10 protein-coding genes and 1 pseudogene are annotated in these 10086 nt (G+C 65.5%); 4 read left to right on the top strand and 7 right to left on the bottom strand.

Annotated features, from left to right (window positions below; genetic code table 11):
* Positions 1 to 1285: bifunctional phosphatase PAP2/diacylglycerol kinase family protein (locus tag QOI01_RS17480; protein ID WP_526383088.1), on the bottom strand; the 1285-nt coding region annotated here is incomplete at its 3' end.
* 148 nt (positions 1286 to 1433) lie between these two features.
* On the opposite strand from QOI01_RS17480, the gene QOI01_RS17475 reads away from it, so the two are divergent.
* Positions 1434 to 2087, top strand: a complete 654-nt coding sequence (locus QOI01_RS17475; RefSeq protein ID WP_526383086.1) for a L,D-transpeptidase family protein — start codon at positions 1434 to 1436, stop codon at positions 2085 to 2087.
* Positions 2088 to 2103: 16 nt separating this feature from the next.
* On the opposite strand, the gene QOI01_RS17470 is transcribed toward QOI01_RS17475, so the two are convergent.
* On the bottom strand, positions 2104 to 2562 hold the full coding sequence (locus tag QOI01_RS17470) for a nuclear transport factor 2 family protein (protein WP_526383084.1): 459 nt from the start codon (positions 2560 to 2562) through the stop codon (positions 2104 to 2106).
* A 458-nt stretch (positions 2563 to 3020) separates the two neighbouring features.
* Here QOI01_RS17470 and QOI01_RS17465 point away from each other — a divergent pair, with 458 nt between their 5' ends.
* From QOI01_RS17465 to QOI01_RS17455, 3 genes are all read left to right on the top strand, one after another.
* A complete protein-coding gene (locus QOI01_RS17465) occupies positions 3021 to 4799 on the top strand; it encodes an Hsp70 family protein (protein ID WP_526383082.1) in 1779 nt (592 codons plus the stop codon).
* Positions 4800 to 4955: 156 nt separating this feature from the next.
* Positions 4956 to 5201, top strand: coding sequence for a hypothetical protein (locus QOI01_RS17460; protein ID WP_526383080.1), 246 nt, complete (start codon positions 4956 to 4958; stop codon positions 5199 to 5201).
* Position 5202: 1 nt separating this feature from the next.
* Positions 5203 to 5622, top strand: a complete 420-nt coding sequence (locus QOI01_RS17455; protein ID WP_526383078.1) for a hypothetical protein — start codon at positions 5203 to 5205, stop codon at positions 5620 to 5622.
* On the opposite strand, the gene QOI01_RS17450 is transcribed toward QOI01_RS17455, so the two are convergent.
* The 5 genes and pseudogenes from QOI01_RS17450 to QOI01_RS17430 form a co-directional block, all read right to left on the bottom strand.
* The gene (locus QOI01_RS17450; RefSeq protein ID WP_526383076.1) at positions 5623 to 6618 is read right to left on the bottom strand and encodes an ABC transporter ATP-binding protein; all 996 of its coding nucleotides are present in this window, start codon (positions 6616 to 6618) and stop codon (positions 5623 to 5625) included.
* Entirely contained in the window at positions 6615 to 7616 is a 1002-nt protein-coding gene (locus QOI01_RS17445) for an ABC transporter ATP-binding protein (protein WP_526383074.1), read from the bottom strand. Before QOI01_RS17445 ends, QOI01_RS17450 begins: the two co-directional genes overlap by 4 nt.
* The gene (locus QOI01_RS17440) at positions 7613 to 8575 is read right to left on the bottom strand and encodes an ABC transporter permease (RefSeq protein WP_526383072.1); all 963 of its coding nucleotides are present in this window, start codon (positions 8573 to 8575) and stop codon (positions 7613 to 7615) included. Before QOI01_RS17440 ends, QOI01_RS17445 begins: the two co-directional genes overlap by 4 nt.
* Positions 8576 to 8577: 2 nt before the next feature.
* Positions 8578 to 9615: an ABC transporter permease gene (locus tag QOI01_RS17435; protein WP_526383070.1), complete on the bottom strand. Its 1038-nt coding sequence runs from the start codon at positions 9613 to 9615 to the stop codon at positions 8578 to 8580.
* A pseudogene (locus QOI01_RS17430) lies at positions 9616 to 10086 on the bottom strand (ABC transporter substrate-binding protein); the annotation flags it as partial.

Below are 10086 nucleotides of genomic sequence, written 5' to 3'. Positions count from 1 at the left end.
TGCTGAACCTGCGTCCGCTCTCGAGGATGCGGACGTCCATGAGCCCGTCGTCCATCTTGGTCCGCCGCGAAGGTGCGAAACCCGCCGGGAGGTACACGGAGTTCCCCAGAAAGAACAGCGACGTTTGCAGCGTCTTGTTGTCGTACTTGATCCGGATCGGTCGATAGCGCCGGATCGTGTGGAACATCGCATATGCGCCAGCGAGCGGCTTGCCGATCTTGTGCTCGAGCTTCTCCCGGGTCCGCACGAAGGCCGGGTAGTCCCCGATGCTGGCCGTGTTGATCACGGTCTCGGTCTCGTTGAGCCGCAACACGTCCACGCACGAGACGTCGCCCTTGCGGATCGCCTCGACGGTTCGGCCCACGGTCTCGCAGCCGATGTCCTTCGCGAAGTGGTTGAACGTGCCGCCGGGAAACACGGCCAGCGGAAGTTTCGTCTCCAGGGCGACACCCGCCGCGGCGGAGACCGTCCCGTCGCCGCCGCCGACGGCAAGCACCTCGGCGCGCCCGGCCGCCGACCGGAGGGCTTCGGTGATGTCGTCGCCATGGCCGACTTCGACGATCTCTGTCCGAGGAAGCGCCCCGCGCACCTCGTCCATGACGCGGGCACCGGTGCCGCTGCCGGAAGCGGGGTTGATGACGAGCACCACGCCTGCGCCGTCCGGCCGGGGCGCAGTGTCCACCCGCAGGGGGTCGGCGGTGGGGATGCGGGCCTCGATGATGGGCGGGACGACCTTCGCGCCCATCACGGCGATCGCCGCACCGATGCCGAATCCAGCCAGGACGTCGCCGGGGAAGTGCGCGCCCGTGGCCACCCGGGAGATGCCGACGAGCCCGGCGAGCATCGCCAGGCCCAATCCCAGCGGCGCGCTCTCCAGGCCGACGCCGACGGCGAAGGCGGCCGCGCTCGCCGAATGACCCGAAGGCAGCGAGTTGGAGGTCGGCATCCGTCGGGACAGGCGAACGAGCGGAACCAGCGAAGAGTTCGGTCGCGGGCGCTTCCATACCCGCTTGGCCACTTGATTCGTGAACAAGCTCGTCGCGCCCAGTGCGACGACGCCCCGCAATGCGCCTCGTTGCGCAGACTTGTTACCCGAGGCGGCCAGCACGGCCGCGATCGCGAACCACAGTTTCGAATGGTCGGCGGCCGACGTCAGCCTCGGCATGACGGCGTCGAGCAGCGGGCTCGGGGATTCGGCGATGGCGTCGAAGATCTCGCGGTCCAGTGTGCCGAGACCCGCACCGATCTGGCGGATTCCTCTGTTGCGGAGGCGGGGCCGTCGCATTGACTCCATGGCGACCAACCTAGCCGAGCATGTCATCTCGAACGGATGTCCGCGAAAATCGTTCGGCCGGAGTTCGATTGGCGTCGCATCAGATCGTTGCTAAACCTTTACTTGACCTAGAGCGCAGCGGTGTGGTGACGTTGAAGCCGTGCGCCGATTGCTGATCTCGCTGTGCGCGGTGGTCATCGGTCTCGTCGCGGCGCCGGTCGCACGTGCGGAGCCGTTGCCGTGGTTCGCGCCAAGCGTCGGTAACGCGACCCAAGTCATTTCCGTTGTGGGCGTTGGCGGTTCGGACGCAAAGGTCGACGTCTACGAGCGGACGGCAGCAGGCTGGCAAGCCGTTGCCGCAGGGATCCCTGCCCATGTCGGTGCAGCGGGCATGGCGCCGCAGACGCACGATGGTCAGATGCTCACGCCGATGGGCATCTTCACCCTCGACTTCGCCTTCGGCACCGCCGCCAATCCCGGCGGCGGTCTGCAGTACGTTCAGGTGGGTCCAGACCACTGGTGGGACGGTGACATGAAGAGTGCCACCTACAACACCATGCAGGTCTGCAAGAAGTCGCAGTGCACGTTCGACACCAATCCCAGCAGCGGGACGGAGAATCTTCAGATCCCGCAGTACAAGCACGCGGTGGTGATGGGCGTCAACAAGGAACGGGTCCCCGGAAACGGCGGGGCGTTCTTTCTGCATACCACTGACGGTGGACCGACGGCCGGGTGTGTCGCGATCGACGACGCCGCGTTGGTCGGGATCATGAAGTGGCTGCGACCTGGCGCGCTGATCGTCGTTTCCAAGTAGATCGCCGCTTCCAACATCAAATGTGAACGGCCCGACCTGCTTTCACGTTGAAGTCGAGAGCCTTGGTAGACAACGAGGCGTCGTAGGTCCGGTCGTATCCGGTCACGCTGATCTTCCAACCGTCGGCGGTTCGCCGGTAGCGGTCGTGATAGAAGGCCGCCCCGATCAGCATGAAATCGAATTTCGGGACGATCACCTTGTCCTGCAGGTACCAGATGGCGGTTGCCTCGTCGCCGTCGACGTCGATTTCGGGGTGCGTCACCCGGTGCTCGGTGATCACGTCGGCGGGCATCGAGTCGCGCATGAACTCGACCAGCGTCGCTCGGTCCGTGAAGTGGTGCTCCTCGCCGAGGGACTCGCCGTAGTCGCCGATCACGTCCTCGGTGAGCGTGTCGGCGAACTCGCCCCAGTGCTTCGTGTCGAGCGCGCGCAGATACCGGTACTTGACTCGCTGAATGTCTTCGATGTCACCCATGGCCGCCATTGCAACACAATGACCGTCGGCCGCACAGCGATCTGCCGCGAGTGTCGTTGACGTGTACGTCAAATCGCCACGATTCACCCATCTGGACCGATTGAATTCCGCCGATGGCCGCCACGCCGTTTGCCATCCGGTTCACAGAGGGCCGTCCGGGCCACGGTCCAGGCTAAGTTCGCGCAGACGGCAGGCGAATCCACCGGCCCGCCGAAATCCCTGGTCGGGCTCATCGACTGGATGATGCCGTTCAAGCTGGTGACAGGCGTTGTCGCCGGCTTTGCGACACCGTCACCGCCGCGGCCGCCGTCGTCCCCGATCGTCTTCGGCGCAATGGATTCAGCGTTGCTGTGCAAAGCTGTGAAGCCAAAACCCAGCTGCGAGAACGCTGTTCGCCGGCGTCTCCTCGGAGTGTCTGTCGCGTCTCCTGCGGCGGGCGGGCTATCGTGAACGGCGTTATGAGCGACCCATTGGGGTTGTCGATCGGGACGACCAACCTGGTCGCCGCCCGTGTGGGCAATCCACCAGTCACGCGGCGATCCGTGCTGCCTGTGGCCGGGCAGGTGCTGAGTGGCTTCGTGGAACGCGTCGGAGACCCGGTACCGCTGATCGCGTCCGACGGCACGTCCTACAGCGCCGACCTGTTGATGGTAGAGGCGCTCGACGCGATGGTCACCGAAACCGGCGGGGACCCGTTATCTCCGATCGCCATCGCCGTCCCCGCGCATTGGAACGGCGCCACCCTGCGCGCGCTTCGCGACGCCATGCGCACCAAGCCGAACCTTGCGCCGAACGGAACTCCCGCCCGGCTCGTGTCCGATACCGTCGCCTCGCTGACGGCGCTGGGTGCCAATCCCGGCCTTCCCGTTCGTGGTGTGGTCGCTCTTCTCGACTTCGGGGGTGGTGGCACCAGCGTCACCCTGGCGGACGCCGCGGCGTCATTCGAGCCGATCGAGACCACGCGCCTGACGGACTTCTCCGGCGACCAGATCGACCAGGCCCTCCTTGCGCACGTGCTCGACGCGGTCGCGGGCGACGTCGATCCCGCGGGCACCGCGTCGGTCGGTTCGCTGACCCGGCTGCGCGAGGAGTGCAGGCTGGCCAAGGAGGAACTCTCCGAATCGTCGGTGGCGGACATCCGCGTCGAGTTGCCAGGACATCAGTCCACGGTTCGGGTCACCAGGGACGAACTCGACGCGTTGATGGAGGTGCCGCTTGCGGGCGTGCTGTCCGGACTGGATGATTCCCTGTCGCGAAACCGAATTGCGTTCGCCGACGTCTCCGCGGTGGTCGCAGTGGGCGGCGGCGCGCGCATTCCGTTGATCACCCGCAGGCTGTCCGAGGGTGACCGATCACCGCTGGTGACGACGCCGCACCCGGCACTCGACGCCGCAGTGGGCGCCGCGCTCTTCGCCGCATACGGCGTCGACGCCGATGCGCAGACCGGCGTGGCGCCGACCGCACTGATCACCGATGCGGTCGTCGGTGGTGACGCGGCGCCCGGATCGTCGACCTTCCGCGCGCTGGCCTGGTCCCAGGACGACGACGCACTCGGAGAGCCCGAGCCATATACCGGCGAGGATCCCTACGCCGACCCGTACGCGGACTCCGGCGCCACGCGCGTCGTAGCGCAGTATCACCCTCGTAGAGAAGACGAACCGCGGTCGTCGTGGCAACGGCTACCACTGTTGATCTTCGGCGTGGCCGCCATGATCGCCGTGGTGGCCGTCGGCGGGGTCGCCATCGCGTTGACCAGTGCCACCGACGAAACGCGACCCACGCCGACTCGCGCACCGGTCACCGCCACCTCGCCACCGTTGCCACCACCGACGAGCGTCGCGCCGCCGCCGCCCCCCGTCACCGAAGCGCCGCCGCAGAACGCGATCACAGTGACCAGCGAAGCCCCAGCGCCGCCCCCACCGCCGACGGAGACGGTGACCGTGGAGCGGCCGGCGCCGACGACGGTCACCACGACCCAACCGACCACCACCACCACCACGACCACCACGACTACTACGACGCCACCGACGACCACGACACCACCGACCACCACCACCACGACGTCGGAAACGCCGACCATGACGACCAGTTACATCACCGTGCCGTTCGTGCCGATCCCGATCCCGATTCAGGTCCCGGTGACCCAGACGCCGACGCCCTATGAACCGCCGTACTACCAGCAGCCTCAATACCCACAACAGTCGCAATACCCACAGCAGTCTCAGTTCCCGTACTGACGCTGTACGAATCGCTGTGAGAGCGCTTGTGTCAGCAACGGTGTGGCAAGGAATGTCACAGCCACGCTCCAGCGCATTCGCGGTTGTCCGGTTCAACATCCAGGAATGACAAATCCAGGAATGACAAATAAGGAATCGCAGGCGAATCGTCGCCGCGTGAAGGCACTGGGGCTGGCCGGGGCAGCCGCGTTCGTCACCTTGGGGGCGTTGAGTCTCGGCTACGGCCACGGGGACGGCACCACGGGGACCAACCTGGCCAGCTCGGGCGATGCGCCGACCAACACCGTCTACGTGCAGCCGACGGACAAAGCCATGACCATGGGCGCAACGGCGACCTTCACGACGCCGAACTCGGTGGAGCAGTCGCCGAGCGCTTCGCCGGCCCTCAAGGCGGGTAAGTGACATGCGGGCTCTCGGTACGGGCGCGGTGCTTGCCCTCTCCACTGCGTCAACCGCGCTTCTGCTCGGATCCGGTGTTGCTCAAGCGAGTTCGGCACCGAACGTGGTAGGTCAGAAGTACAGTGACGCCTCCGCTGCCATCAGCGGAGCAGGCATGACGGCGGTCGTCTCGACCACCGTCGGTGACCACAATGCCAAGGCTGACTGCATGGTCGTCAACCAGGTGTCGAGGACGGTGCCGGCCCCGGCGGACAGCTCGGGGTCGGCGACCAACCAGGTACTCGTGTCGCTGAACTGTGACTCGGGCGAAGCGTCCGGAAAGACACCGGGATTCTCCGCTGAGAGTCCCGAGGGTAGGGCCGCCGCGGCGGCGTCCTCCTCGGCCGCTGCGGCCTCGCCGTCGGCGACTGCACCGTCGCACTGATCAGTTCTGCTCCAACAGGTTTCGTGGGTGGTGGCAGGCGGCGAGGTGATCCGACTCGATCTCCTCGAGCACGGGATCGTCGACGTCGCACACCTGGGTGGCCCACGGGCAGCGGGTATGGAAGTGGCAACCGGAAGGAGGGTCGATGGGGCTCGGGACGTCGCCCTCGAGCACCAGCCGTTCGCGTTCGGCGTTGAGCTTGGGATCGGGGATAGGCACCGCTGAGAGCAACGCATTGGAGTAGGGGTGCACCGGATGATTGTAAAGAGTTGCAGCAGGCGCACTTTCGACGATCCGGCCGAGATACATGACGGCCACGCGGTCTGACACGTGCCGGACCACGCCCAGGTCGTGCGCGACGAAGAGGTACGAAAGGCCGAGCTCCTCCTGAAGATCCTTGAGCAGGTTGACGATCTGCGCTTGCACGGACACGTCCAGTGCGGAGACGGGCTCGTCGGCGATGATGAGTTTGGGTCGTAACCCGAGTGCCCTCGCGATGCCGATTCGTTGTCGCTGTCCGCCGGAGAACTCGTGCGGGTAGCGACTCGCATGCTCCGGGCTCAGCCCGACGCGGTCGAGCAGCTCCTGCACGCGCTTGTTGACGTCGCGGCCACTCGCCAGACCGTGCAGCTCGATGGGCTCCCCGATGATCTGGCCGACGCGCTTGCGTGGGTTCAGGGAGGCGTAGGGATCCTGGAAGATCATCTGCATCTGACGCCGCACCGGGCGCAGGCTGCGCCGTGATCGGCCCACCAGCTCCTCACCGCAGAACCGGACGGATCCCGACGTCGGGGTGATCAACTGCAGTATGGTGCGGCTCAGCGTGGACTTACCACAGCCGGATTCGCCCACCAGTCCCAGGGTTTCGCCCTCATTGATGGAGAGGCTGACCCCGTCGACCGCCTTCACGTGGGCGACCACGCGGTCGACGACGATCCCCGACTTGATGGGAAAGTGCTTGACCAGGTCGGTCACCTCGAGCAGTGGCTCGCTCATGGTGTCACCGCCTTCCGCAGCCCGATCCGACCGTCGACGTCCCGCAGCCGTCGCTTCTCGGCGGGCTCCAGCCAGCACCGGTCGCCGTGCAGTGGTGGTGGCTCGGCACATTTGTCGAACTCGTGTGGACAGCGTGGGGCGAATCGGCAGCCGGTGGGCGGATTGAGCAGGGACGGTGGTGTCCCCACGATCTGAGCCAGACGCACCGGACGGGGCTGGTCGAGCCGCGCAAGCGAGCCGAGCAGGCCCCACGTGTACGGATGCTGGGGATCGTAGAAGAGGTTCTCGAGCGTGGCGTCCTCGACGATCTGCCCGGCGTACATGACGGCGACCCGGTCGGCGATCTCGGCGACCACGCCGAGGTCGTGCGTGATCAACACGACCGCGAGCCCGCGCTCCCTGTTGAGCCGGTCGAGCAGACGCAGGATCTGAGCCTGCACGGTGACGTCGAGCGCGGTGGTCGGCTCGTCGGCGATCAGTACGTCGGGATCCAGTGCGAGGGCCATGGCGATCATGACCCGCTGCCTCATTCCGCCGGAGAACTCGTGCGGGTAATCGTGAACGCGGCGTTCGGGATTGGGGATGCCCACCGTTCGCAGCAGCTCGACGGCATTCTCTTGGGCCTCCCGCTTGGACACCTTGTGGTGTGCTCTGATCATCTCGACGATCTGATCGCCGATGCGGTAGACGGGGTTCAGCGACGTCATCGGATCCTGGAAGATCATGGCGATGCGCTTGCCACGTACATCGCGCAGTTGGTCGTCGTCCAGTTCGTTGAGATCGCGACCGTCGAACTCGACCGAGCCGGTGATGGTCGCGTTGGGCGCACGGGTGAGGCCGAGGATCGTCTGCGCGGTCACGCTCTTGCCGGATCCGGATTCGCCGACGATCGCGAGGATCTCGCCCTTGTCGAGATCGAACGAGACTCCTTCGACCGCGCGCACGACTCCACCGTCGGTGGCGAAGCGGACGCTGAGGTCACGAACGGAAAGGATCATGCGGGTGCCGCCTCGCCGAGTCGAATGCGTGGGTCCAGGAAGGCATACAGGACGTCGACGATCGTGTTGAAGAACACGATGAAGAACGCGCCGAACATCGTGACGCCCATGAGGGGTGGCAGGTCGAGGCTTCCGATCGCCTGCCCGGCATAGAGCCCGACGCCATTGATGTTGAACACCGTTTCGGTGAGGATCGCACCGCCGCCGACCACCGCGCCGAAGTCCAACCCGAACAGCGTGATGATCGGAATCATCGAGTTGCGCAGCACGTGCTTGATGCGGATCTGACGCTCGCTGATGCCCTTGGCACGCGCCGTCCGAACGTAGTCCTCGTTCATCACGTCGAGCATGTTGGAGCGCAGTACGCGGCTGTAGAACCCGACGAAGAGCACGGCGAGCGTGATCCACGGCAGCACGAGGTGATACGCCCACTGGCCCGGATTCTTGGTCAGCGGCACGTAACTGCTGGTGGGGAATATCTGGGCCTTGAAGCTCAAGTAGTACAACAGGATCGCCGCGAGCCAGAACACCGGCACCGAGATGCCCACCAGCGCAAGGATGGTCAGCGCCCGGTCGGTGAACTTACCCGCGTGCACCGCGCTGAGGTAGCCGAACACGACGGCCAGCGCCATCCAGAGGACGGCGGCGCCGATGCACAGCGACAGCGTGGCGGGGAGACCCTTCCAGATCTGTTCGCCGACGTTCTGCGAGCTCGCGTAGGACGTCAGCTGACCCGTGAAGATCTTCTTCATCATCGTCAGGTACTGCACGGGCAGTGACTGGTCGAGGCCGAGATCCGCGCTGACCCGCGCGATCAGCGCCGGATTGGCATTCTTGCCCGCGATGCGTTGCGCGGGATCGGAGTTGGGGATGACGTTGAAGATGAGGAAGACGATCACCGAGATCGCGAAGAGGACGGCGATCATCCCGATCAATCGCCTGGCGGCGAATCGCAACATGGTTAGTGCTCCAGCCTGATCTTGGCCCGCGGGTCCAGTGCATCGCGCAGCCCGTCACCGAACACGTTGAGCGACAACACGGTCAGCACGATCATGGCGCCGGGAACGATCGTGAGATGTGGCGCGGTGTAGATGTTCTGGTATCCGTCGGCGATCATCGTGCCCCACGATGCGCTGGGTGGACGCACGCCTGCGCCGAGGAACGACAGCGACGACTCCAGCAGCATGTTGTTGGCGATGTTCAGGGTGAAGAACACGATGATGGTCGACACCACGTTGGGCAGCAGTTCGGAGACCATGATCCGGATCGGTCCCTTGCCTTGTGCGACAGCGGCTTCGACGAACTCCTTCTCACGAAGTGCCAGGATCTCGCCTCGGATGGGCCGGGCCATGTAGGGCACGTAGACCAACCCGATGATCATGATCGGAATCCACAGCGAGTCGCCTGCGATGGCAAGACCACCGATCTTGAGCCCGCCGAGCGCCAGCGTCGTGCCGAGCGCGATGCCGAGCAGCAGCACCGGGAACGCCCAGACCACGTCCATGACCCTGGACAGGATGGAGTCGATCCAGCCGCGGTAGTAGCCGCACAGCAGACCGACGAGCACCGCCAGCACCGTGGTGACGACGGCTGCGGCAACGCCGATGAAGATCGACGTCCGTCCGCCGTACAGCAGCCGGACCATGACGTCGCGACCGTTCTGGTCGGCACCGAGCAGGAAGCGGCCGTGCAGGCCGGGGCCCAGCGGCGTGCCGTCGGGGGACACGACGTACTCCTCCTGCCCGTCGATCAGCACCTTGTCGGTGATGTGGTTCGCGTCTGGTCCGGTGTGCGCCACGTGGTCCGCCCACAGCGGCGCCGCGAGACACACGACGACGATCGCGACGAACAACACGCCGAATCCCAGCGCCACCCGGTTGCGGCGCAACCTGATCCACGCCAGATACCAGGGGCTGCGACCGCGAATGACTTCGGAGGGGACGTCGGCGGGTACCGGCGGTATGCCCGGTGCTTCGACGTCCCCAATCGGGGCGCTCATCTACTTGACGGCGAACGAGGTGTAGTCCTGGTTGAACAGCAGATGGTGATAGGACTTGTCGAAGTCCATGCGTTCGGACAGGAACGTCGTGTACTCCTCGTTGCCGTACGGCGCCCACACCGCCTGTTCCATGTAGGCCTTGTCGAGTTCGGCGTACTGCTTCTTCACGTCGTCGGTGAGCTGCTGGGCGCGAAGCGCATCCATCTTCGCGTCCAGCTCGGGGATGGCGACGTGCGAATAGTTGTTGCTGTTCGTTGGCAGGTTGCTCTTCCCGTTGAGCAGCGGACGGAAGAAGTCATCCGGGTGCGGGAAGTCCTGGAACCAGTCTGCGAAGCCGGTGTCGAGGTCCGGCGTCGACTGGTTGCCGATCGTGGTGTAGTAGACGTCGCCGGCGATCACCTGTAGGGTGGGGTTGATGCCCTGCTGGGTGAGGACGTCGTGGTAGTACTCGCCGATCCGCTTGCGGTCCGG

It is taken from the genome of Mycobacterium sp. (assembly GCF_032162605.1).
Classification (GTDB): domain Bacteria; phylum Actinomycetota; class Actinomycetes; order Mycobacteriales; family Mycobacteriaceae; genus Mycobacterium.
Note: the sequence above shows the minus strand (reverse complement) of the source record. Positions and strands in the feature narration are given on the sequence as shown.

Bases quoted from the DNA above. Each gene is read 5' to 3' on its own strand.
- QOI01_RS17470 (WP_526383084.1), bottom strand. From the start codon at position 2,562: ATGGGTGACATCGAAGACATTCAGCGAGTCAAGTACCGGTATCTGCGC.
- QOI01_RS17465 (WP_526383082.1), top strand. From the start codon at position 3,021: ATGAGCGACCCATTGGGGTTGTCGATCGGGACGACCAACCTGGTCGCC.
- QOI01_RS17455 (WP_526383078.1), top strand. From the start codon at position 5,203: ATGCGGGCTCTCGGTACGGGCGCGGTGCTTGCCCTCTCCACTGCGTCA.
- QOI01_RS17450 (WP_526383076.1), bottom strand. From the start codon at position 6,618: ATGAGCGAGCCACTGCTCGAGGTGACCGACCTGGTCAAGCACTTTCCC.
- QOI01_RS17445 (WP_526383074.1), bottom strand. From the start codon at position 7,616: ATGATCCTTTCCGTTCGTGACCTCAGCGTCCGCTTCGCCACCGACGGT.
- QOI01_RS17440 (WP_526383072.1), bottom strand. From the start codon at position 8,575: ATGTTGCGATTCGCCGCCAGGCGATTGATCGGGATGATCGCCGTCCTC.
- QOI01_RS17435 (WP_526383070.1), bottom strand. From the start codon at position 9,615: ATGAGCGCCCCGATTGGGGACGTCGAAGCACCGGGCATACCGCCGGTA.